We start from the raw sequence: 251 nt of genomic DNA, 5'->3' as shown, positions 1-251 counted from the left end.
GACTATGGACAAACGTGGCAGGTCGCAACGTATATGTCCCCATCTCAGGGGCAAGAGAAAAATTCTGATGGGAATATGGTCGACAGACCTGAAGGAAAAGAAATAAAAAGAGTGGTGGTGGTTAATAATCAGACATTTATTACCACGGCGAAGGGGCATTTATATCTGAGTTCATACCCTTTTGACGACCCGCGTCTGGCGCCGGGTGGACCGGGTATAGATTATCAATACTTTGATGACACGTATTATCT

1 pseudogene is annotated in these 251 nt (G+C 45.0%); it reads left to right on the top strand.

The window, feature by feature from the left end:
* Positions 1 to 251, top strand: a pseudogene (locus OGV94_RS00125) (T6SS immunity protein Tli3 family protein); the annotation flags it as partial.

This window comes from Citrobacter sp. Ce006, from assembly GCF_030336535.1.
GTDB lineage: Bacteria > Pseudomonadota > Gammaproteobacteria > Enterobacterales > Enterobacteriaceae > Citrobacter > Citrobacter europaeus.
This window is presented reverse-complemented; position numbering and strand designations above follow the sequence as displayed.